General features: G+C 61.0%; 21 protein-coding genes, 1 tRNA gene and 1 pseudogene. 19 read left to right on the top strand and 4 right to left on the bottom strand.

What is annotated here, in order from left to right:
- Window positions 1-72 precede the first annotated feature (72 nt).
- Together AB7951_RS26725 and AB7951_RS26720 are read left to right on the top strand one after the other, a co-directional pair.
- Window positions 73-162: transfer RNA gene (locus AB7951_RS26725), tRNA-Ser, on the top strand.
- A 101-nt stretch (window positions 163-263) separates the two neighbouring features.
- The gene (locus tag AB7951_RS26720) at window positions 264-548 is read left to right on the top strand and encodes a DUF6538 domain-containing protein (RefSeq protein ID WP_439066659.1); all 285 of its coding nucleotides are present in this window, start codon (window positions 264-266) and stop codon (window positions 546-548) included.
- Window positions 549-608: 60 nt separating this feature from the next.
- Here the strand turns inward: AB7951_RS26720 and AB7951_RS26715 are convergent, their stop codons facing one another.
- The 3 genes from AB7951_RS26715 to AB7951_RS26705 all read right to left on the bottom strand — a co-directional run bounded on the left by AB7951_RS26715 (window position 609) and on the right by AB7951_RS26705 (window position 2,922).
- Entirely contained in the window at window positions 609-1,100 is a 492-nt protein-coding gene (locus AB7951_RS26715) for a GNAT family N-acetyltransferase (RefSeq protein ID WP_120288106.1), read from the bottom strand.
- Window positions 1,101-1,133: 33 nt separating this feature from the next.
- A complete protein-coding gene (locus tag AB7951_RS26710) occupies window positions 1,134-2,156 on the bottom strand; it encodes a GlxA family transcriptional regulator (RefSeq protein WP_439083820.1) in 1,023 nt (340 codons plus the stop codon).
- Between the two features lie 250 nt (window positions 2,157-2,406).
- Window positions 2,407-2,922 carry a prolyl-tRNA synthetase associated domain-containing protein gene (locus tag AB7951_RS26705; RefSeq protein ID WP_093757963.1) on the bottom strand — a complete coding sequence of 172 codons (516 nt, stop codon included), beginning with the start codon at window positions 2,920-2,922 and terminating at the stop codon, window positions 2,407-2,409.
- Window positions 2,923-3,198: 276 nt separating this feature from the next.
- Here AB7951_RS26705 and AB7951_RS26700 point away from each other — a divergent pair, with 276 nt between their 5' ends.
- The 15 genes and pseudogenes from AB7951_RS26700 to AB7951_RS26630 all read left to right on the top strand — a co-directional run bounded on the left by AB7951_RS26700 (window position 3,199) and on the right by AB7951_RS26630 (window position 18,974).
- Window positions 3,199-4,452: a sarcosine oxidase subunit beta family protein gene (locus AB7951_RS26700; RefSeq protein WP_120287818.1), complete on the top strand. Its 1,254-nt coding sequence runs from the start codon at window positions 3,199-3,201 to the stop codon at window positions 4,450-4,452.
- Between the two features lie 16 nt (window positions 4,453-4,468).
- On the top strand, window positions 4,469-4,762 hold the full coding sequence (locus AB7951_RS26695; RefSeq protein ID WP_068737808.1) for a sarcosine oxidase subunit delta: 294 nt from the start codon (window positions 4,469-4,471) through the stop codon (window positions 4,760-4,762).
- On the top strand, window positions 4,759-7,749 hold the full coding sequence (locus AB7951_RS26690) for a sarcosine oxidase subunit alpha (protein ID WP_120287819.1): 2,991 nt from the start codon (window positions 4,759-4,761) through the stop codon (window positions 7,747-7,749). Before AB7951_RS26695 ends, AB7951_RS26690 begins: the two co-directional genes overlap by 4 nt.
- The gene (locus AB7951_RS26685; protein ID WP_120287820.1) at window positions 7,742-8,311 is read left to right on the top strand and encodes a sarcosine oxidase subunit gamma family protein; all 570 of its coding nucleotides are present in this window, start codon (window positions 7,742-7,744) and stop codon (window positions 8,309-8,311) included. The genes AB7951_RS26690 and AB7951_RS26685 overlap by 8 nt, the downstream gene beginning before the upstream one ends.
- Before the next feature lie 29 nt (window positions 8,312-8,340).
- Window positions 8,341-9,714, top strand: coding sequence for an L-serine ammonia-lyase (locus AB7951_RS26680; RefSeq protein WP_120287821.1), 1,374 nt, complete (start codon window positions 8,341-8,343; stop codon window positions 9,712-9,714).
- Between the two features lie 9 nt (window positions 9,715-9,723).
- Entirely contained in the window at window positions 9,724-11,013 is a 1,290-nt protein-coding gene (gene glyA, locus AB7951_RS26675) for a serine hydroxymethyltransferase (RefSeq protein WP_120287822.1), read from the top strand.
- 12 nt (window positions 11,014-11,025) lie between these two features.
- Window positions 11,026-11,360, top strand: a pseudogene (folB, locus tag AB7951_RS26670) (dihydroneopterin aldolase).
- A 129-nt stretch (window positions 11,361-11,489) separates the two neighbouring features.
- Window positions 11,490-12,341 (top strand): formyltetrahydrofolate deformylase, encoded by an 852-nt coding sequence (purU, locus tag AB7951_RS26665; protein WP_439062062.1) that lies wholly within the window; start codon window positions 11,490-11,492, stop codon window positions 12,339-12,341.
- Between the two features lie 265 nt (window positions 12,342-12,606).
- The gene (locus AB7951_RS26660) at window positions 12,607-13,791 is read left to right on the top strand and encodes a branched-chain amino acid ABC transporter substrate-binding protein (protein WP_120287824.1); all 1,185 of its coding nucleotides are present in this window, start codon (window positions 12,607-12,609) and stop codon (window positions 13,789-13,791) included.
- A 22-nt stretch (window positions 13,792-13,813) separates the two neighbouring features.
- The gene (locus tag AB7951_RS26655; protein WP_120287825.1) at window positions 13,814-14,725 is read left to right on the top strand and encodes a branched-chain amino acid ABC transporter permease; all 912 of its coding nucleotides are present in this window, start codon (window positions 13,814-13,816) and stop codon (window positions 14,723-14,725) included.
- Entirely contained in the window at window positions 14,722-15,888 is a 1,167-nt protein-coding gene (locus AB7951_RS26650; RefSeq protein WP_120287826.1) for a branched-chain amino acid ABC transporter permease, read from the top strand. Before AB7951_RS26655 ends, AB7951_RS26650 begins: the two co-directional genes overlap by 4 nt.
- A complete protein-coding gene (locus tag AB7951_RS26645; protein ID WP_120287827.1) occupies window positions 15,885-16,673 on the top strand; it encodes an ABC transporter ATP-binding protein in 789 nt (262 codons plus the stop codon). Before AB7951_RS26650 ends, AB7951_RS26645 begins: the two co-directional genes overlap by 4 nt.
- Entirely contained in the window at window positions 16,670-17,389 is a 720-nt protein-coding gene (locus AB7951_RS26640) for an ABC transporter ATP-binding protein (RefSeq protein WP_089266582.1), read from the top strand. The genes AB7951_RS26645 and AB7951_RS26640 overlap by 4 nt, the downstream gene beginning before the upstream one ends.
- Before the next feature lie 78 nt (window positions 17,390-17,467).
- On the top strand, window positions 17,468-18,445 hold the full coding sequence (locus tag AB7951_RS26635; RefSeq protein ID WP_120287828.1) for a dipeptidase: 978 nt from the start codon (window positions 17,468-17,470) through the stop codon (window positions 18,443-18,445).
- A gap of 1 nt (window position 18,446) precedes the next feature.
- Window positions 18,447-18,974, top strand: coding sequence for a 4-vinyl reductase (locus AB7951_RS26630; RefSeq protein WP_120287829.1), 528 nt, complete (start codon window positions 18,447-18,449; stop codon window positions 18,972-18,974).
- A gap of 38 nt (window positions 18,975-19,012) precedes the next feature.
- On the opposite strand, the gene AB7951_RS26625 is transcribed toward AB7951_RS26630, so the two are convergent.
- A complete protein-coding gene (locus AB7951_RS26625) occupies window positions 19,013-20,437 on the bottom strand; it encodes a hypothetical protein (protein ID WP_120287830.1) in 1,425 nt (474 codons plus the stop codon).
- 649 nt (window positions 20,438-21,086) lie between these two features.
- On the opposite strand from AB7951_RS26625, the gene AB7951_RS26620 reads away from it, so the two are divergent.
- The gene (locus tag AB7951_RS26620) at window positions 21,087-21,749 is read left to right on the top strand and encodes an RNA polymerase sigma factor (protein WP_120287831.1); all 663 of its coding nucleotides are present in this window, start codon (window positions 21,087-21,089) and stop codon (window positions 21,747-21,749) included.
- 136 nt (window positions 21,750-21,885) lie between these two features.
- Complete coding sequence (locus AB7951_RS26615; RefSeq protein WP_089266590.1) at window positions 21,886-22,710, top strand: flagellin; 825 nt, start codon at window positions 21,886-21,888, stop codon at window positions 22,708-22,710.
- The last annotated feature ends 41 nt before the right edge of the window (window positions 22,711-22,751 follow it).

Raw genomic sequence — 22,751 nt, 5'->3', positions numbered from 1 at the left:
CTTGTCTGGCCCGCCATCCTCGCCTAGAACTCCGCGCAACCACCCACGGGCGACCGTGGGTCTTGGCGCCTTGGAGAGGTGGCAGAGTGGTTGATTGTACCGCACTCGAAATGCGGCATGGGTGCAAGCCCATCGGGGGTTCGAATCCCCCCCTCTCCGCCAGCCAGATGAAAATCGCAATGAAATCAATAGGCCTTTGAAAATAATAGCCTTTTTCCGCCCGTTTTGTACACGCGGGTGGTACACATGGCTCTACCCATGTCTTGTTCTTGGAAGCACCCGACAGCGGCGACTATTGTTTCCGGCGAGGCGTGCCGGACGATCTCCGCGAATTTGTCGGTCAACGCGAAGAGCGGCTTAGCCTCGGTACCCGAGATACAGTCGAGGTAAAGCGTCTCCACGCCTTGAAGCTTGTCGAGATTGAAGAGCGTTGGTCGAACCTCCGGCAAAGCCAGCGCCCGCTCGCCTCCATCAGGCCCGCGGGCCCGCCGCCGCCGATGATGCAGTCATGGTGTTCGGCCATGGTGATACCGAGTGCTCAGCCGTGACGATACCGGATCAGATCAGCAAAAATTATGGAGCGGCGCACACCGCGCCTCGCGATACCGTCATTGAGCGTCAAGCTTACGAAACATCACGAGCGCATCAACATATTCGCCAGTCGGAAGCCGAAAAGCCTCAGGCAGCCGCCCGACAATCGCGAAGCCGAGCGTGGTCCAGAGTTTCACCGCACGTATATTGCTGCTCACGACACAGTTGAATTGCATCGCGCGAAATCCGGAGCTTCTGGCATAGTCGAGCGAGTGTAGGCACATATTGCGGGCCACACCGCCGCCTTGCGCGCTCGCCAGCGTCATGTAGCCGCAATTGGCCACATGGCTGCCGCCGCCGTCATGGTTGGCGCGCACATAATAGGATCCCACGATCTGACCTTGGCGCACGGCAACGAAGGTTCGTTTATCCGGACCGTGCCAGTAGGACAAAGCATCGTCCCTCGTCATCAGGGGGTCCAGGGCATAGGTCGTGCCTGCACGGATGGTTGGCTCGATGACCGACCAGATGTCTGTCCGGTCTGCCGGCTCAGCCGGGCGAATGATCAGGTCGTCGGAGTGCATGACCATAAAAAGTGCCGCCTAAACCAGACCAAATATACGCCGACCTTCGCCGGCATCTTGCCCGTGGGATTGACCGATTATTCTGCGGCGTTCCTCGGACGGGTTGGTATTGAAGGCGGCCTTGAACGCCTTGCTGAGATGCGAACCGTCGACGAAGCCGGTTTCGGCGGCGATTGCGGCCAGCGATAGATTGGTCTTCAACATCCACCGTGCATGTTTCAGGCGTAGCCGCAGATATGTCGCCTGCGGAGACTGGCCGGTTTCCTCTTTGAAAAGACGCTCCAGTTGCCGCGTGCTCAGACTGACCTTGCCGGCCAGTCGCGCGACAGACAGCGGCGCTGATAGGTTCTGCTCCATCATTAGCAGCGCGCGCGAGATCCGTCCGTCGGTCTCGGCAAATTCGGTCGGCGGCGCCGATTGAGCCGAGGATCCGGGTTTCATGCGATCGATCAGCATGATGTGGAGCGCTTTCTGCGCGCTCGACAGGCCCATGCGTTGTTCCACGATATGGGCGGCGAGGTAGGCAACGCCCATGCCGCCCGAACATGTGATGCGGTTGCCGTCGATGACGAAGAGCTGGTCGGCCACCGGGAGTGTCTCGCCGAATTCCTCCAGGAAATCGCGATAGTGATACCAGCTGATGCAGCACTTTTTCTGGTTGAGAAGGCCTAGACGCCACAGCACGAAACTGCCGGTGCAAACGCCGATCAGATCGACCTTGGTGTTCGCAGCCTCCAGCAGATAGCGCTTGATCTTGTCATCGATCTGCGGGCCCTGATGCAGCAGGCCACCCACGACGACGACATAATCGAGCTCGCGCGGATCGAGGAACCGGGAATTCGGATACATCAGCAGACCGCAACTCGAACGGATCGGCTCGTCGGTGTCGGCCATGATGTGCCACTGGCAGCGGATCGGCCGACTGTTGTCGCCTTCGTCGGCGGCGAGACGCAGCACGTCCACGAAGCTGGCCAATGCAGTCAGCGTGAAATTCTTGGTCAGAATGAAGCCAACGCGCAGCGGACGGACCTTTGGTTGCATCACCCCTGCCTTCGCATTCACCATATGGTCGAATGGCAATCCGGGTGATCGCCGCGAGACGATGCTCCAAAACGGACCCATGTCGCATCATTACATACCTCCAGCGTGCCGGGGCAGGCATTTGCGACGGACTGATCCTAAAAATACATTGCCGCGCGCGCAAGGGCGGCGAAGCGTCTCGCTTGGCGCGCGACGTTGGGGCGTCGGCTGGGAACCGGAAGCCCAGGTCGGCCGGTTCGGCGCAGGAGGGTCAGCCGGCGGACGGCGGCTCTTCTGGCGTCGCGAACTGCGCTTCGCGGCCGATCGCAGCAAGAAATGCGTCGAGTGCGCCGACCGACAGCGATGTCGTGCGGCTGTTGATGATGGGGTGGCAATTGATGCGCTCCGCCGATCGTAAGCGCGCATCGATGACGGGAGTGACCGCCTGATTGGCATCGTTGTAGAGCGCCAGAATCGAGACCGATCCCGGTTCGATCCCAAGCAATTCCTTCAGGGCTTCCGCGCTTCCAAATGACAGCCCGCCCTTGGCGCCGATCGTCTTTGCCAGCGACTTCAGGTGAACGGTCGCGGCTTCGTCGGTGACGAACAGGAAGAACCGTTTCTTGCCGTCGCGGAGGAACAGGTTCTTGGTGTGAATGCCGGGAATGTCGCCGCGTAGCGCACGCGACTCTTCCACCGTATGCACGGGCGGGTGTTCGAACGTCTCCACCACGATCGACTTGTCTTTGAGATACTGAAGAATCTCGTCGCTGCGTTCGATGCTCATCCTGCGTGTCCTTGATCGTCGAGGGCGGGACTGCGTGCGCCCGGGGCATGCCGTCCTGTCTACATGGCAGCGATCCGTGTCGCATGGATACGTCGCGAATTCGAGACCCTGGCGAGCGAAGCCGGGCGGCTTGTCGCAAATCTACGTGTTTCGTGTCGGGGCTTTGCAAACCTGCGGCGTTCCGATGTCGCTCTGATCCAACATGATTGGCGGGCTGATGCTGGCCGCGAAGCGGCAGCGAGTTGTAGGCTCCGTCCAATCACAACGTGGACAGCCATGCAGAAATTTTCAGCGCTTTCATTACTACGGGCAGGGCTGACCGGTCATGCCGGCTGGCAGCGACAGTGGCGTTCGCCTGAACCGAAGTCGGGCTATGACGTCATCATCGTCGGTGGTGGTGGCCACGGGCTTGCAACGGCTTACTACCTGGCTAGCCGCTACGGCGTCAAAAACGTTGCCGTTCTCGAAAAGGGCTGGATCGGCGGTGGCAATACTGGCCGGAACACCACGATCATTCGTTCGAACTATCTGTTCGACGAAAGCGCCGGGATCTACGAGCACGCCCTCAAACTGTGGGAAGGGCTGTCGCAGGAACTGAACTACAATGTCATGTACTCACCACGCGGCGTCTTGATGTTGGCGCACAACATTCACGATGTGCAGAGCTTCAAGCGACACGTGCATGCCAACCGTCTCAATGGCATCGACAATGAATGGCTGTCGCCGGAGGAATGCAAAGAATTCTGTCCGCCACTGAATGTCGGTGGGTCTATGCGCTATCCGATCCTCGGCGGCGCGCTACAGCGCCGCGGTGGCACGGCGCGCCACGACGCTGTGGCCTGGGGCTATGCCCGCGCTGCTGACGCGCTCGGAGTGGATATTATCGAGAATTGCGAAGTCACCGGCATCCGCCGCGCGCCGACCGGCGAGGTGGTCGGCGTCGATACGACGCGCGGCAGCATCAATGCAAAGCGCATCGGCGTCGTCGCGGCCGGTAATACCAGCACGGTGATGAACATGGCCGGCGTACGTCTGCCGCTGGAAAGCTTCCCGCTGCAGGCGCTGGTCAGCGAGCCGGTCAAGCCGATCTTCCCCTGCGTGGTGATGTCGAACACGATCCACGCCTATATCTCGCAGTCGGACAAAGGCGAGATGGTGATCGGTGCGGGAACGGACGTCTACACGTCCTATACGCAGCGCGGTGGCCTGCACATCGTCAATCATACGCTGGATGCGATCTGCGAACTGGTGCCGGCGTTCCGGCGCCTGCGCATGCTGCGCAACTGGGGCGGCATCGTCGACGTCACGCCGGATCGCTCGCCGATCGTGGCGAAGACGCCGGTATCCGGGCTGTACGTCAATTGCGGCTGGGGCACCGGCGGCTTCAAGGCGACGCCGGGATCTGGCGAGGTGTTCGCCAGCACGATCGCCAAGGATGAGCCGAACAAGATCAATGCGCCGTTCACCATCGAGCGATTCCGCGATGGCGCCGTGATCGACGAAGCGGCTGCGGCCGCCGTGGCGCATTGATAGCGGGGAAAACGAGATGCTCTTGATCAATTGCCCCTATTGCGGGCCGCGCCCGGAGGCCGAATTCGCCAATGGTGGGCAGGCGCATATCGCCCGCCCGGCCGACCCGATGAGCCTCACTGACGACGAGTGGGCCGCCTATCTCTATATGCGCGACAATACCAAGGGGCTGCATCACGAGCGTTGGCGGCACGCCAATGGCTGCGGCCGTTTCTTCAATGCCAGCCGCGACACGACCACGGACGTCATCAAGCGCACCTATCGCATGGGCGAGCGCCCCGAAGCCGAACATCAGGGTGCCAAGCCATGACGGGTACGTATCGCGTGCGGCGCGGCGACGTCGCTGAAAGCCGCAACGCAGTTCATTTCACGTTCGACGGAAAGTCGTATCAGGGTCTGGCCGGCGACACGCTCGCCTCCGCGTTGATCGCCAATGGCGTGCATCTGGTCGGGCGTTCGTTCAAGTATCATCGGCCGCGCGGCTTCGTCTCCGCCGGCTCGGAAGAGCCGAATGCGCTGGTCGGTGTCGGCGCGACCCAGTCGCGCTATACGCCGAACCTGCTCGCGACCCAGGTCGAGATCTATGATGGGCTGGTGGCCGAAAGCCAGAATCGCTGGCCGTCGCTCGAGACTGATGCCGGCTTCCTCAACGAATATTTCTCGGCCTTCCTGCCGGCGGGCTTCTACTACAAGACCTTCATGTGGCCCCGCACGGCCTGGAAGAAGCTCTATGAGCCGGTAATCCGGCGGATGGCGGGTCTCGGCAAAGCGCCAGCCGAGCCGGATGCCGATCGCTATACGCAGGTGTTTGCGCATTGCGACGTGCTGATCGTCGGCGCCGGACCTGCGGGTCTTGCCGCAGCGCTCGAAGCCAGCAACAGCGATGCCACGGTGATCCTGTGCGACGAGCAGGCAGAGATGGGCGGCTCGCTGCTGTCCGATCGTTCGGCATCGATCGACGGCATGCAGGCCGCCGACTGGGCGCGCGCGGCGCTCGATGAATTGCGCAAGCGCCCCAATGTGAAGCTGATGTCGCGTACGACGGCGTTTGGCTGGTACCCGCACAATTTTGTCGGTCTCAACGAGCGCGTCACCGACCATCTCAGCAATCCCGCGACGAACCAGCCGCGTGAGCGGCTCTGGCAGGTCAGGGCAAAGGAAGTCGTGCTGGCGGCTGGCGCAATCGAGCGGCCGCTCGTCTTCACCGACAATGACCGGCCGGGCATCATGCTGGCCGATGCTGCCCGGACCTATGTGAATCGGTACGGCGTGGTGCCGGGCAAGCAGGTGGTCGTGTTCACCGCCTGCGACAGCGCCTATCGCGCGGCGCTGGACCTCAAGGCAGCCGGCGCCAGGATCCAGGTGATCGTGGATCTGCGCAAGAGCGCGTCGGGCCATTGGGTCGACAAGGCACGCGCCGAAGGCATCAAGGTTCGCTCCGACAGCATCGTTCGCGGCACGTCGGGCTGGCTGCGGGTAAAGTCGGCGCAGATCTCCAACGCGCAGGGCGGCGATGCCGAGACGGTGGCTTGCGATCTTATCCTGATGTCCGGCGGGTTCACGCCGTCGGTGCATCTGTTCTCGCAGAGCCGCGGCAAGCTTAGCTACAGCGAAGAGCTGCGGGCCTATGTGCCTGGCGAGTCTGTCGAGCGCGAGCGGTCGGTCGGGGCGTGCAAGGGACTGTTCGCGCTCGAAAGCGTCATCGAAAGCGGCGCCAAGGGTGGTCGGGACGCTGCGGCCAAGGCCGGCTTCTCCCCGCGCGGCGAGCGCAGCTATACGGTCTCCGCGCAGTCGGTGGGTGCCGGTGCGTTCATCGGCTCCGTGATGACCGATCATCAGGCGGAAAAGCGGGCCTGGGTCGATTTCCAGAACGACGTGACGGCCAAGGATGTCCGGCTCGCGACCCGCGAAGGGTTCCGGTCGATCGAGCACGTCAAGCGCTATACGACCACCGGCATGGCCACCGACCAGGGCAAGCTGTCCAACATGAACGCCCTTGGTGTCGTGTCGAAGCAGATCGATGTCGCGGTGCCGAAGGTCGGCCTGACCACGTTCCGGCCGCCCTATACGCCGACGACCTTCGGATCCTTTGCCGGCCAATCGCGTGGTGATCTGTTCGATCCCGTGCGCAAGACCAGCATCCATGCATGGGCCGAAGCCCAGGGCGCACGGTTCGAGGATGTCGGCGTCTGGAAGCGCGCCTGGTATTTCCCGCAGGTGGGCGAGGACATGCATGCCGCCGTCGCGCGCGAATGCAAGGCGACGCGCGAGTCGGTCGGCATCTTCGATGCCTCAACGCTCGGCAAGATCGAGATCGTCGGCAAGGACGCTGCCGAATTCATGAATCGCATGTACACCAATGCCTGGACCAAGCTGGAGCCCGGTCGGCTGCGCTATGGCGTGATGCTGCGCGAAGACGGCTTCATCATGGATGACGGCGTCGTCGGCCGCATGGCGACGGATCGTTTCCACGTCACCACGACGACCGGCGGCGCGGCCCGCGTGCTGTCCATGATGGAGGACTACCTCCAAACCGAATGGCCGGACCTCGAAGTGTGGCTCACCTCGACCACCGAGCAGTGGTCGGTCATTGCCTTGCAGGGACCGAATGCGCGCAAGGTGCTCGAGCCGTTGGTCGAGGGCGTCGATCTGTCGGCCGATGCCATGCCGCATATGAGCGTCCGCGAAGGACGTATCTGCGGCGTGCCGACCCGGCTGTTCCGCGTGTCGTTCACCGGCGAACTGGGCTTCGAGGTCAACGTTCCCGCCGGCTATGGCCGGGCGGTCTGGGAAGCGATTTTCGCGGCGGGCAAGCCCTACAGGATCACGCCCTACGGTACCGAGACCATGCATGTGCTGCGCGCAGAGAAGGGCTACATCATTGTGGGTCAGGAAACCGACGGCACGGTGACGCCCGATGACGCCGGCCTCGGCTGGGCTGTCGGCAAGGCGAAGCGGGATTTCGTCGGCAAGCGCTCGCTGTCGCGGCCGGCGCTGGTCAGGGAAGATCGCAAGCAACTGGTCGGGTTGCTGACGACGGACCCCAAGGTGGTTCTCGAAGAGGGCGCCCAGATCGTGCTCGATCCGACCCATCCGATCCCGGTGCCGATGATTGGACATGTCACCTCCTCCTACTGGAGCGCGACGCTGAACCGTTCGATCGCGCTGGCACTCGTTCGCGGCGGTCGCTCGCGGATGGGTGAGGAGCTCTCGATCCCGATGCCGGATGGCGTGATCAAGGCGAAAGTCGTCGACTCGATATTGTTCGATCCGAAGGGGGAACGTTTGAATGCTTAGTCCTGCGATCATGCGTTCGAACGCGTTGTCCCCAATGCAGTCATCCGGCACCACTGCTGCGTTCGCCACGACGCTCTCGATTCTTCCCGATGCGGCGAAGCTGGTGTTTCGCGGCAAGACCGAGGCGATCGAGGCTGCCGGGGCGCATTTTGGCGTCAAGCCGAGCCTTGAGGCCTGCCGCTTCGCGGCTGTCGGCGGCCGGTCGGTCTATTGGCTGGGGCCGGACGAATGGCTGTTACAGGCGGTGAACGAGAATCCGATCGAGGTATTTGGCGGGATGTCGGCAGCGCTGCAGGGGCAGGCCTGCTCGCTGGTGGATGTCAGCCATCGTTCGGATGGCATCGCGGTTGCAGGTCCAACGGCGGCGCTGGTGCTCAACCATGGCTGCCCGCTGGATCTGTCCCTCAAGGCGTTCCCGGTCGGGATGTGCACGCGCACGGTGCTGGGCAAGGCATCACTTCTGCTGTCACGTTCTGAAGAGCACGTGTTCCATGTGGATGTATGGCGTTCGTTTGCGCCCTATGTCTGGCAATTCCTCGACGAAGCGCGAAGCCTGTCCTAGCAGCCCGGCTGCGCCCTGGAGACCGCGCGATGATTGGAACGTTCGATCTCTTCAAGATAGGCATCGGGCCGTCGTCGTCGCATACGATGGGACCGATGAAGGCCGCGGCGCTGTTTGCCAGCCAGCTTGCGGAGCGTGGTCTGCTGAAGGATCTCGCGCGCGTGAAGGTCGAGCTGTTCGGCTCGCTGGCCTGGACCGGCCGCGGTCATGGCACCGACAAGGCGGTCGTTCTCGGTCTTGCCGGCAAGTTTCCGGAAACGATCGATCCGGAAGAAGCGGAGACGCTGGTCGATGGCGCCCGCGCGGCGGGCACGCTGCGGGTTGCCGAGCGGCGCAACATTCCGTTCGACTTCGCCAATGACATCATCTTCGACGGTGTGACCGAGCCGCCAAACCATCCGAATACGCTGGCGCTCTCCGCCTTCGATGCGGCCGGTCATGTCCTTCACGGCGAACGCTGGTGCTCCGTCGGCGGCGGCTTTGTCGTTCCGGAAGCGCAGGTCGGCGTCGTCGGGATTGTCGAGGACGTTCCCGTCCCGCATCCTTTCAGGTCGGGCAAGCAGCTGCTCGAGATCGGTGCGAAAACCGGTCTGTCGATTGCGCAGATTGTCATGGCCAACGAGATGTCGTCGCTCCCGGCGGACGAGATCGAGCAGCGGCTCGATCGCATCATCCAGGTGATGATGGACTGCATCGATCGCGGCATGACCAAAGAGGGGCAGCTGCCGGGCGGACTGAACGTCAAGCGCCGCGCGCCCTCACTGCATCGGCGCCTTGTCGCCGCTGCAAGCTCGAACAGCCGCGCCCAGCATGAGGTGATGGATTGGGTCAGTCTGTATGCGATTGCGGTCAATGAGGAGAATGCGGCCGGCAGCAAGGTGGTGACGGCACCGACCAACGGCGCGGCGGGCATCATCCCGGCCACGCTTCGCTATTTCCGCGACCATTGCCGCGAGGCGTCACCTGAAAACATGCGCGTGTTCCTGCTGACTGCTGCCGCCATCGGCGCGCTGTTCAAAATGAATGCGTCGATTTCCGGCGCGGAGGTCGGCTGCCAGGGCGAGGTCGGCTCGGCCTGTTCGATGGCGGCGGCGGGGCTCGCGGCCGTGCTCGGCGGTACCAATGAGCAGATCGAGAATGCCGCCGAGATCGGCATGGAGCATCACCTCGGCATGACCTGCGATCCGATCGGCGGGCTGGTGCAGGTGCCATGCATCGAGCGTAACGCGTTCGGCGCGGTGAAGGCGATCAATGCGGCGTCGCTCGCGTTGCAGGGCGACGGCACCCATGTGGTGCCACTCGACAAGGTGATCGCGACGATGCGCGAGACCGGGCGCGACATGCAATCGAAATACAAGGAGACCTCACTGGGAGGTCTCGCTGTCAATCTGGCAGAATGTTGAGGGAAGACCATGACCCAAGCCGAACGCGAGGCATTCTTCACGACCGATCTCGCCCAAGCAGACCCAACCATCTCGTCGTCGCTTGCCGGAGAACTCGGCAGGCAGCGTGACGAGATCGAACTGATCGCGTCCGAGAACATCGTATCGCGTGCAGTGCTGCAGGCGCAGGGCTCGGTGCTGACCAACAAATATGCCGAAGGCTATCCCGGCCGGCGCTACTATGGCGGCTGTCGCTTCGCCGACGAAGTCGAGGAGGTTGCGATCGAGCGCGCCAAGACGCTGTTCGGCTGCAGCTATGCCAATGTGCAGCCGAATTCCGGCAGCCAGGCCAATCAGGCCGTCTTCATGGCGCTGATGAAACCTGGCGACACCTTCATGGGTCTGGATCTCGCCGCAGGCGGTCACCTCACGCATGGCGCCAAGCCGAACATGTCGGGCAAGTGGTTCAACGTCGTCAGCTATGGCGTTCGTCGCGACGACTGCACCATCGACATGGAGCAGCTCGAGAAACTGGCAGTGGAGCACAAGCCGAAGGTGATCGTCGCCGGCGGCTCGGCCTATTCGCGGTTCTGGGATTTTGCTGCGTTCCGCCGCATCGCGGATGCGGTCGGAGCCTATCTGTTCGTCGATATGGCGCATTTCGCTGGTCTCGTCGCCGGCGGCGCTCATCCGTCGCCGTTCCCGCATGCGCATGTGGTGACCTCGACCACCCACAAGACGCTACGCGGACCGCGCGGCGGATTGATCCTGACCAATGACGAGGACATCGCCAAGAAGATCAATTCGGCGATTTTTCCGGGACTGCAGGGCGGGCCGCTGATGCATGTCATCGCCGCCAAGGCCGTGTCGTTCGGCGAAGCGCTGCAACCCTCGTTCCGTCAATATGCGGCTGACGTCGTCGCCAATGCGCGCGCGTTGGCGGACACGCTCTCAAAGGCCGGCTATCCGATCGTCACCGGTGGCACCGACAATCACCTGATGCTGGTCGATGTCCGGCCAAAGAACCTGAACGGCAAGCTCGCCGAGGCGGCGCTCGGGCGGGCGAACATCACCTGCAACAAGAACGGTATCCCGTTCGATCCGGAGAAGCCGACCATCACGTCGGGCATCCGGCTCGGCTCGCCGGCCGCGACGGCGCGCGGTTTTGGCGTCGGTGAATTCGAAGAAGTCGGCAAGCTCATTGCCACCGTCCTGGATGCGAATTCCGGCGCGCCAGACCAGGGAGCGCCGGAGGTCGAGGCAAAAGCACGTGGCCGCGTCGCCAAGCTGGTTGCGTCGTTCCCGATCTATCGGTCCTGATCAGGCGGCTTGATGGAGCGTGTGGGAGAGGGGCCGGCGGACGGGATATTCATCCACGGGCTGAATGTTCACGCGCGCCACGGCTTGCTGGATCACGAGGCGCAACTGGGGCAGCGCTTCGTGATCGATATCGATCTGCAGATCGACCTCTGTGACGCGGCCAGTTCGGACGACATCGGACAGACGATCGACTATGCGTCGGTCGTCGCCACCGCGACGGAGGCATTTCTGGGCGCCACGTGCTGTTGGAGCGGGCCGCGGCAGCCATCGCCAGCGCCGTGCGCGTCGCCGTCCACAAGCCGCAGGCGCCAATCACGGCAATCTTCGAAGACGTCGGCATAGGCTGACGCGATGCCGCGCCGACAGGCATCGTCGGACCGTGTGATGCGGGCGTCCGCGTGCGGCAGCCACACCAACATGTTTCACCCCATAGCGATCGCAGCCACGTGATTGATCCCACCACTGAGACAAGCAAGATGACAAAGAAGAACTGGATCCTGACCTTCTATTGCCAGGATCGCCCGCGCATCGTGTCGGCCGTCGCGACGGCGATTTCTGATGTCGACAGCAACATCCTGGAAAGCGCGCAGTTCTGGGACCGGACGACCAACCGCCTGTTCATGCGCATTGCTTTCGAGACGCCGGATTCGATCAGCCGGAAGACTCTGGAATCGGTGCTCAATCCAGTGTTGTCGCGGTTTGAGATGAACGCGGTTCTGGTCGATGCCGCGTGGCGTCCCCGGGTGATCATCATGGTCTCCAAGTCGGACCATTGTCTCGAGCATCTTTTGTATCAGGTTAAAGTCGGCTGGCTGAAAGCCGAGGTCGTCGCGATCGTGTCAAACCACCGCGACTGCGAAGCGATCGCCGAGAAGGCGGGGATCCCGTACTATCACTGGCCCGTCAGCAACGAGACCAAGCCGGAGCAAGAGCGGCAACTCTACGAGCTGTATTTGAAGGAAGGCGCCGATCTGATCATCCTTGCACGTTACATGCAGATCCTGTCGGACGACCTGTCGAGCAAGCTCTATGGTCATGTCATCAACATCCACCACTCCTTCCTGCCGAGCTTCAAGGGCGCGCGGCCCTATCACCAGGCCCACGACAGGGGCGTCAAGATCATCGGCGCTACCGCGCATTACGCGACGCCGGATCTCGATGAGGGCCCGATCATCGAACAGGAGACCGAACGGGTGACGCACGCGTCGTCCTCGGACGATCTCGTCGCCGTTGGGCGCGACATCGAGTCGCGAGTGCTGGCGCGCGCTGTGCGGCTTCATCTCGAGCGTCGTGTCCTTTTGAATGGACGCAGAACGGTGGTGTTCTAGCGCCCGGAATGCGACGACGAATGCTCGTTTGAAAAGCATCGGCAGGCCAAGATTTGATCTTCGCGATGAATTTTGCAGCGCAGCGGAAATCATTGTGTTTGCTACGCAAAATAGTCCGACGAGCAGTCGGCGCGCGAACCAAGAACAGGCAGTCGATATTCGGTAGTTATGACGCAATTCTACAAGCAACAGCGCGCGTGCATCCTATCTGCCGCATTCGCGGACCACTAGCGTTGCAGGCTGGATCAACCTGGAAGGATCAGCGATGGGGACGATTAGCAAGCGTGGTTTGGCCGCATTGGCCGTTGCGAGCGTGTTGCCACTGGCCTTTGGCAGCTTCAGCGCGGCCTTCGCCAAGGACAAGGTGAAGATTGCTTTCGTGGGCCCGCTGACCGGCGCTATTTCGCCTCACGGTATTGGCGGACGCAACTCGGCCGAACTGGCCGTGAAGCTGATGAATGCCGAGCCCAACACCAAATATGAGTATGAGCTCGTCGTGCTTGACGACGAATGCAAGCCCAACGTGGGCGTGCAGGTCGTCACCAAGATCGCGTCCGATCGTTCGATCATTGCCGCGATCCCGCATTACTGTTCCGCGACTGCGATTGCCACCGTCGATATCTTCAATCGCTTCAAGATGCCGATGGTCGTGTGGGCGGCGGTGCTGCCCGAAATTACCTATGCCAAGAAGTATCCGGAAGTGCACCGCGTCAGCGGCATCCTGATCGGCCAGAACCGCATCGGCGCGCAGTTCATGAAGGCACGCGGCTACAAGAAATTCGTGTCCTTCGCCGACTCCACCGACTACGGCAAGTCGATGAACAAGTATTTCACCCAGTTCACGCTCGAGAACGGTAATGAAATCCTGGGCAGCTTCTCGGTCCCGCCGGATCAGCAGGATCTGTCGGCCGAGCTGACCAAGATCAAGGAGCTCAATCCGGAGGTCATCTATTTTGGTGGCCTGACGCCGCTCGGTGCGCGCCTCCGCACGCAGATGGCCAAGTTCGGCATCAACGCGCAGTTGGAGGGCAATTCCGGCATCATGGGCGATGCCTTCGTCAACGCCGCTGGTCCGGAGCTCGCCGAAGGCACGCTGACCTTCTTCGATAGCCCGCCGCTGTCCAAGATGCCGGGCGGCAAGATGTTCTCGGATGCCTACAAGGCTGCCGGCTATTCCGAACCGCCGGAAGCTTATGGACCGTTCGCCTATGTCGCCACCCGTCTGGTCATGGAGACCATCGAGAAGGTCGGGCCGGATCGCGCCAAGGTCACCACCGACCTTGGCGATGTGAAGGACCGTCCGTCCATCGTCGGTCCGGTCACCTTCGACGACCATGGCCAGAACATCACGCCGCTAACCACGAGTTATGTCGTCCAGGACGGCAAGTGGGTGGTCTGGGAAGAAAGCGAATACGTGTCCGGCAAGCGCAAGCTCAAGAACCTGCCGTAAGCGCGGATCGTCGGGACATCCCATGGGTATGATCGGTCAACACCTGCTGAACGGCTTGATGCAAGGAACGATCTATGGCCTCGTCGCCATGGGGTTCACCATCTTCTTCGGCGTCATGAATGTGATCAAGTTCTCGCACGGGGACGTGCTCACGCTCGGCGCCTTCGGAGGCCTCGTCGCCGTCTGGGCGGCGAATGCGCTGGGACTGTCGGTGCCGCTGCAGTTCATTGTCGCGCTTTGCGTGGCAATGGCACTGACCGCGGTGGTCGGCGCCGGCATCTCGCATTTTCTCATCATGCCGCTGCGCAATGCGCCGCCGCTTAATATGCTGCTGATGACGATGATGGTCGGTACGGCCATCCGTGAAGCCATCCGGCTGTTCTTTCCGAACGGCACCAATCCGCAGCGCTTTCCGGAATTGCTGCCGGCCGGTGGTTTCAATATCGGTCCGTCGTTCTTTCGCACCGACGCGATTATTCTGATCGTTGCCGGCGCCGCCTCGATCGGCGCCGTTTACTGGATTATCAACCACTCCAAATTCGGCCTCGCGATGCGGGCGGTGGCCGAAGATACCGAAACGGCACGTGTGATGGGGATCAATTTCGGTCGCATCATCCCGCTGACCTTTGCATTGGGCTCCATCACCGCAGGCTTCGCCGGCATGATCTATGCGCTGTATTACAGCGAGATCAATTACAGCATGGGCCTGCTGTTGGCCGTAATCGGCTTCACGGCTGCGATCGTGGGCGGTCTCGGCAATATCTGGGGCGCGATCATCGGAGGCTATCTGTTCGCAGGGCTGCAGACTTTCGTCGTTGCCGCGATGCCGTCGATGAGCGACTACAAGAACGTGTTCGCTTTCGTGCTGATCATCGTCCTCATCACCTGGCGACCGACCGGGCTTCTCGCCGAACGCGGGAGCGAGCGGGTATGACGCCGACCTCTCGGACGCTTGTACGGGTGCCGGTGTGGCCGCTGTTTGTTGCTGTGGCCTTCGCTGCAGTGGCGCTCACGGCGCTGGTCCTGATCGAAAACCAGAAATTGCTGGGCGCCGCATTGGCGATCACGGCTGCGGTCTGCTTCTGCGCCGCTCGGTTCGGAGGCGTCGCCGCGACGGAAGTCGCCGCTTCGGAAAATCCCTGGCTGCTGCGTGGCCTGATAACGGTGGCCTCGCTCGCTGTCATCTTCGTGCTGCGCGACGACAATTTCGGCCTGCTGATGCTGGCAACGGTGCTGATCTACGCGACGATCTGCCTCGGCCTCACTGTGCAGATGGGCTATGCTGGCCTGACCAACTTTGCAGCCGCAGCTTTCGCCGGCACCGGCGGATATACCGCAGCGATGCTAGGACGGCAGGGCGGTCTGCCCGATGCGCTGGTTTTGGTCTGCGGCGGCTTGGTCGCGGTCTTCATCGGCTCGCTGCTCATCCTCCCGGTGCTGCGCACCCGCGGACACTACGGCGCGCTGACGACCATGGCGTTCGGCGTGATGTTTAATGTCTTTCTCGATGCGAATGACTTCTTTGGCGGTCCGCAAGGCCTGAAGCTTCCCGGCATCAATTTGTTTGGCTGGGACTTCACCAATGACATCCATATCTTCGGCCTCGTGCTGTCGTCCTATGTGAACTACGTGATCCTGACCGGTATTCTGACGGCGCTGGCGATGATCTTTGTCGGACTGCTGGACCGCTCGTGGGTCGGTGTCTGGTTCGATGTGGTGCGCCTCGATGAGACCGCAGCATCCGTTTTCGGACTAAAGATAGCTTACTGGAAAGTGCTGGCATTCACGATCGGCAACTTCCTGGCCGGCCTGATGGGGGCGGTCTATGCGAAAATGACTGGGTTCATCGCGCCCGCGAATTTCACATTCGGCGACTCGCTGGTGATGGTGTCCATCGTGATCCTGGGCGGCATAGGCAATCGCTGGGGCGTGCTGCCGGCGGCACTGATCGTCGTCCTGCTGCCCGAAAAGCTTCAGTTTATCCAGGAATACCGGCTTATCTTCTATGCCGTTCTGGTCATCGCGATCCTGACCATGCGCCCGGACGGTCTCGTGGCGCGCCGGGTCCGGAAACTGCACACGGAGACAAGCGCATGACGAGCTTGTCCAGCGACGTGCTGCTCGAGAGCCGCGGCTTGACGGTCCGTTTCGGCGGCCTGTTCGCACTTAATGAGCTGAACATCGACGTCCGCAATGGCGAAGTGCTCGGGCTGATCGGGCCGAACGGCTCAGGTAAGACCACGTTCCTCAATGTGATCAGCGGCGTCTATTCCGCAAGTGCAGGCAAGATCTTGCTGGGTGACATCGACATCACCCGCGAGAAGGCTCACAACATCTCGTCTTGTGGCCTGTCGCGCACGTTCCAGCGATCGCGCCTATGCCTGTCGCTGTCGGTGTTCGACAATATTGCGCTGGGTGCGCAGCGAACGCTGAACAATGGCCTTTGGCACAATATCGTGCAGCGGAAATCATTCGCCGCGGAAGCGCAGAAAATCGCGGATGAAGCCCGCGAGCTGCTGCATGTCTTCAATCCCGCGCTGCCGGACAAGCTGTTCGATCCGGCGATCTCGCTCGGCATGATCGATCGGCGCAGGGTTGAGATCTGCCGCGCATTGATCGGCAAGCCAAAGCTTGTGCTGCTCGATGAACCGTCTGCCGGCATGACCCATGACGAGACGGATCAGGTGGTGGATGAAATTCTCGGCATCCGCAAATCGCTTGGCGGGCTCACGATCATCATTGTTGAGCACGAGATGGGCTTGATCGAACGCGTCACCGATCGCTGTGTCGTGCTGAACTACGGCAAGAAGATCTGCGAAGGCAAATTCCGTGATGTCGCGGCTGATCCTGTGGTCCGCGAAGCCTATCTGGGGCAAGCATGAGCGGTCATCTCACAGTCGAGAACATCTTCACCGCCTATGATCGGGCCGACGTGCTGTCCGGCATTTCCATCGACGTGCAGCCGGGCAAGATCACCTGTATCCTCGGTTCCAATGGTGCCGGCAAGTCGACGCTGATCCGCTCAATCCTGCGACTGACGCCGCCGCGCGCCGGCTCGATCGCTTTCGAAGGCAAGACGCTCGATCAGATGGCGACCCACGAGATCGTCGGTCTCGGGATTGCCTGCATTCCCGAAGGGCGCCGGATCTTCGCGAAGATGACGGTCGAAGAGAATCTTCGGGTTGGCGCCTATCTCGTCAATGCGGAGAAGACGGTCAAAGCGCGCCTTGGCAAGGTGTATGAGGTGTTCCCGCGCCTGAAAGAGCGCGCCAAGCAGCTTGCCGGCACCATGTCCGGCGGCGAACAGGCGATGGTGTCGATCGGCCGCGGAATGATGACGGATCCCAAGCTTCTGATCATTGACGAGCCATCGCTGGGCCTGTCTCCACTGTTCGTGCAGGAGAACTTCAACATCGTCCGCCGGCTCAACGAAACCGGTGTGACCGTCCTCCTGGTCGAGCAGAACGTCAACCAGACCCTCGCCATCGCCCATTACGGCTATGTGCTGTCGCAAGGCAAGATCATCGTCCAGGGCGACTCCGAGATGCTGGCAAAGAACGAGGAAGTTCAAAGCGCCTACTTCGGTGGGGCGCACTGATCAGAAAGAACGTCGCGCTAGCTGATATGGCTGCCGCATCATAACGAAAAGTCAGACTATCATCTGAAAGGAAACGTCATGTCCTCAACCATCCATGAAAGCGCCATCGTCGTCGATGGATTGATCATCTCGGATTTCGGGCGCCCGGTCTTCGAGGACATGCGCAAGGGCGGATTGACAGCCGCCAACTGCACCTGCTGCGTCTGGGAAGGCTTCGAAGCCACCATGCGCAACGTAGTCAAGTGGAAGCGCTGGTTTGCCGAAAACAGCGATATCCTCAAGCAGGTCTACACCGCCGCTGACATCCTAAAGGCCAAGGAAGAAGGCAAGACCGGCATTATCCTGGGCTGGCAAAATGTCACTGGCATTGAAGACCAGATCGGCTATCTCGGTCTGTTCAAGGAGCTCGGCGTCGGCATTATCCAGATGGCCTATAACACGCAGAACCTGGTCGGCACCGGCTGCTACGAGTCGAAGGATGGTGGCCTGTCCGACTTCGGCCGCGAAGTCGTTGCCGAGATGAACCGCCTCGGCATCCTCTGCGACCTGTCACATGTCGGATCGAAGACCAGTGAAGACGTCATCCTCGCCTCCAAACAGCCGGTTGCCTACTCGCACTGCCTGCCAGCCGGCTTGAAGGAGCATCCGCGCAACAAGTCCGACGAGCAACTGCGCTTCATCGTCGATCACGGCGGCTTTGTGGGCGTCACCATGTTCCCGCCTTTCCTGAAGCGCGGTCCGGCATCGACTGTGGACGATTATGTCGAGGCAATAGAATACGTCATCGATATCTGCGGCGAGAACAGCGTCGGCATCGGCACCGACTTCACGCAGGGCTATGGCCAGGAATTCTTCGACTGGATCACCCATGACAAGGGATATGGCCGCCGCCTCACCAATTTCGGCGACGTCATCAATCCCGAAGGCATCAAGACCATCGGCGAATGGCCGAACCTTACCGCCGCCATGGAGAAGCGCGGCTGGAAAGCCTCACGCATCGAGGCCGTCATTGGCAAGAATTGGGTCAATCTCCTGAAGACTGTCTGGGGGGCCTGAGATGGGGAAGCCGCAGGTTGACATCAATGTCGATGACCAGACCGGGCGTTGGTCGGTCGACGCGACCAATATGATTCTGGTGCCGCAGCATTTTTACATGAACAACCACTTTGCCATCGAGGCGGCGGTGGGAGCTGCGGAGCTGGAGCGCATTCTGCGGCCGGCCGGCCATCGCTCGGCCTATTACTGGTGCGAGAAGGAAGCCGAATTCCACGGCATGTCCGGCGTCGATGTGTTCCGTCACTATATGCGCCGCATCACGCAGCGCGGATGGGGCCAGTTCGACGTGCTCGACGTGTCGCCGGAAATAGGGACGGCGACAGTGCGTTTGCGAAATTCAGCAATGGTTGATGGCGAACGCCGCAACAGTGGTCGCAAGGTGTGTTACATGTTTGCGTCTTGGCTTGAGGGCTCGCTCGAATATGTTGCCGCAAGTGCCGGTCGTGAGGTCAGGCTGCGGGCGCAGGAGGTCTATTGCGAGGCTGAAGGCGCTCACGATCATTGTCTGTTCAAGGTCGAGCCGGCTTAATTTACGCTGGGGACCTCTGTAACGATATTAGGACGCGCCTAGGCAGGTTTCCGAATAAAGATGTGGTCAGCCGTGCCACTTCGCTTCAGCTTGGCGCCGAGTGACGGATCGACCAACTGAATGGCGGAAGCAATCTTGCCTTCTGTCTCATCCTCTGACGTGTGTTCCAGCGCATGCAAATCGTGCCTGGCGCGTCGGCGCTTGAGCGAGCTGAAGCAGTTCGGCCGCAGACGTTCCGATACGTCGGTCATCAGTGTCCACGCATAGTCCTCGATCTGGAGAACGGACCTGACTTCGTCGTCCCAGCCGCAGAGCACAATTTCCATCTGCGAAAATCCGCCGTTGTCGGCGGCAAACGCTGCTGCTGCTGCTTCCACTGACTCGGCGATATCCGTCGTGCTGCCTGCAAGGATGTCCCTGATCACGATTGTGATTAGCCCGCGGCCGCCGGCGGCGCCTTTCATGACGAGGTGAGCTTCCGGAGCCTGATGGCGTCCGAACCTGCGCCCCAACTGCATTTGTTCAGCGAATTTTTCCAATGGATGATCATCATTGTTACAGGCATGAGCGAGGATCGTGCTGTCGATGCGCGGCTTCACATCATCTTTTCGCCAGTAGGTGTCCGGCAGCCAGGCGGTTTCGATTTCCCGCTGCGCATTTGTGAGCGCCCATGCCTGATCCAGCAGGAAGGACTCCGGCAGATTGGGGTGGCTGCAGGTGAGGCGCCGCCAGATGTCGAGCAGCGCTTCGGCGCGCTCGGTCTGATGGAAGAACAGCGCGCCAGTATTCATTACCCCATTCGGGCGACGGTTGACTGCGAAGTCACAGCCCAGCGCCTGCGGGAGCAGTGGAAGATTGGCGAGCCGCGCCTGAGCGTCGATCCAGAACACCGGGCGGCATGCCTGGCTCCACTGCTCGATGATGAAATCGACTTTCGACGTGCCTTGCCAGGCCTTGCTGCAGTTCGGTGATATCTGCGTTACGATGTGATCGAGGCCCAACCGCTTCAGATCTGCAGTAAGGCCGGCATCCTCGCCCTGAATGTCTGAACTCTCGAATGACGAGATGAAAAGCGTATCCTGCTTTCGATATAATCCGGTCGGCACCGTGAGCGGCTTGACGCCGCCCCACCACACCTGATGCGGCGCGTCCGCGCCCTCGGCGCCGAGTGACCCGTGTGCGTGTAATTTCGACTTCAGGCCGTCGAAGGCTGGGCTCTCGCCAACGAGCAAAATGACGATTGCATTCTCGTGCAGGGATTCGATCAGCGCCTGAACGCGCACAGCGTGCGTCGCTTCGAACACAATGACCGCAGCGCCAGGCTGAGATACGGCACTAACGCCATCCCAGTCGACAATGCCATGGCACCGGCTCGTTACCTGACGCAAGCGTGCAAGTTGAAGCGCGCCCAGTCGCGGCGGGCGCGCATGCTGCCGGAGGATATCGTCCAAGCTGTCGTTCATCGCCGCCTGTCTCGTTCGTTTGAATGCTTTGACTGATACGAACGAGTCGACGTCGTCAGGCGGATATCTCTGCGATGCGTCAGCGCAATATGCTTCTATATGTTTCAGGTCGGTGCGATTTGTTTCTACTGTGTGTATCTTCATTGCGCGTGCGCATTGAATGCACGCGGTCAATGTTCTGAAACAAAAAAGATCGCGATGCGCCGCAGATGAGCGCCGCATGCAAGCGTTTTTTCTTTTTCCGACGACGCAGTCCGCTATTTTCAAATTGCGATTCGGCAAGAATTTCCCAGTGAAGGTGTGACGTTGCCCACTGCCGGATCCATCGCTGCAAAGTTGCCGGCATCGGTCTTCGATTGCTGAGTGATGTCGTATCGCTGCAGGTGTTGTCGTTGTGTGCGTAAGAATTCTTTGCATCACTCGCCGCAGTCGATGCGATTTCTCGAGATGCTTTGATGAGTCGTTCCCATCAGGCCCGACGTGGCCGCAACAGCCAGTGTAGAAATTTCTGCCTAGTTCTAGGCAGCTTTTTCCCATCAAGTGTTTGTAAAATAAGCAAAATTCATCGCCTGATCGTCGCGCGTCACCCGTTCAAGAGTGAGAGGTCGACCAGAACGGCCGTTTGTCGGCGGAGAAATGGGAGAAGGGCATGACGTACGCGCTCCAGATTGCAGACGCTGTCGAAACAATGCCGGTGCAGCTTGAAGCTGCGGAGGATTCTCTGATGCTCGACGCGTGCGAGCCAGCGGGCGATAGTGACGAAGAGCTGCTGGACAGATTAGCCGCAAATGACGAGATGGCATTCAGATGTCTTGTCGAGCGTCATATCGATCGTGCGTTTGGCGTTGCGCTTCGGCTTCTGGGCAGTCGCGCCGATGCCGAGGATGTGGTGCAGGACACGATGCTGAAGGTCTGGACGCATCGCGGGCAATGGGAGCAGGGCCGCGCAAAATTCTCGACGTGGCTCTACCGGGTTGTCACCAATCGCTGCATCGACCTGCATCGTCGGCCGCGCACCGACAATGTCGATGCCGTGCCGGAGCCAGCCGACGTCAAGCCCGATGCGTTCAGCACGATGCAGCGTGATGAAGTGGCGAAATTGCTGGAGACGGCGATGCAACGTCTGCCTGAGCAGCAACGTGTCGCGGTGATCCTGTCCTACCATGAAAACATGAGCAACGGCGACATCGCCGAAGTCATGAACACGACTGTGTCCGCGGTCGAGTCGCTGCTCAAGCGCGGGCGGCAGCAGCTGCGCGAAATTCTGCGCCGCCATGAGCCAGACATCCTGCACTCGTTAAGCGATTGCTAACTATAAATTACCAGCCCCGAAATAAACCGCGCCTGAATTGTGAGGGCCATTCCGTTTAGCGAATGGACGGGGGCTGGCCTGCGTCCAGAGGTCCCCGATCGGTCCGCATCCGCGGCCACATTCAAGGAGCAATTTAATGCCCGTTATTTCAACCAACACCGCGGCCAATTCTGCAGTCCGTTACCTGAATATCAACTCGTCGCAGATGTCGAGCTCACTCTCAAAGCTGTCGAGCGGCTCGAAGATCACCCAGGCATCCGACGACGCCGCCGGTCTCGCGATTTCGACGCGCATTTCATCCGACGTCACCACGCTGCAGCAGGCCGCAACCAACGCCTCACAGGCGACCTCGATCCTGCAGACAGCGGATGGCGGCGCCTCGAACATCAGCGACATTCTCTCGCGTATGAAGTCGCTGGCATCGCAGTCCTCCTCGGCGACGGTGACCGACAGTAGTCGCGCCTATCTCAATTCGGAATTTACCGCATTGAGCGATCAGATTGACAGTATCGCGACCGGCACGCGCTATAGCGGGCAGAGCCTGCTGGATGGTACCAGCGCATTCGCCGCGGGCGCTTCCGTTCTGGTTGGCTCGACGTCGGCCGATACGATCACCGTGAAACTCGACGATCTCACCTCTGCCACGTTGGGTGTCGATACGCTCGATGTCAGCACGCAGGCCGGCGCCACTGCAGCCATCGACGCGCTCGACACTGCCATCGATACGGTCTCCGCCGCCCGCGCGACGATCGGTGCGCAGGAATCGCGCTTCAATTTCAGCGCCAGCTCGATCTCGACGCAGTCCCAGAACCTGCAGGCCGCTAATTCCGCGATCACCGACGTCGACATCGCAGCCGAGCAGGCCAAGCTGTCGTCTTCGCAGGTCAAGGTGCAGGCTGCGGTCGCCGCAGAATCGTCGGCGAACCAGATGCCGCAATATCTGCTGAAGCTGCTCGGCTAAGCCGCAGCAATCGCGAGCCGGCGGCAACGCCGGCTCGCACT

The sequence above is a fragment of the Tardiphaga sp. 285_C5_N1_2 genome (assembly GCF_052076065.1).
GTDB classification, from domain to species: domain Bacteria; phylum Pseudomonadota; class Alphaproteobacteria; order Rhizobiales; family Xanthobacteraceae; genus Tardiphaga; species Tardiphaga robiniae.
This window is presented reverse-complemented; position numbering and strand designations above follow the sequence as displayed.